General features: G+C 73.0%; 1 pseudogene. It reads right to left on the bottom strand.

Annotated features, from left to right (window positions below):
• Window positions 1-233: pseudogene (locus RM704_RS45130) on the bottom strand (electron transfer flavoprotein subunit alpha/FixB family protein); the annotation flags it as partial.

Below are 233 nucleotides of genomic sequence, written 5' to 3' on the forward strand. Positions count from 1 at the left end.
TGCCCTTGGAGACACGGGACTTGGTGGTGAAGGACGCGGCGAACACCGACTGGGTGGCCACCGGGCCCTCGTCAACGGCTTGGAGGTCGACGTGGTCGGTGATGACGCCGGAGCCGATGCGGAGCGCGAGGCGGGCGGCGATCTCCTTGCCCTCGGCGGAGGACGGCACCAGCACGGCGGCCGGGGAGACGGCGGCGACGGCGGCCTGCAGCGCGTCGACCTTCGGCACGACC

The sequence above is a fragment of the Streptomyces gottesmaniae genome (genome assembly GCF_031845845.1).
Lineage (GTDB): Bacteria > Actinomycetota > Actinomycetes > Streptomycetales > Streptomycetaceae > Streptomyces > Streptomyces akebiae.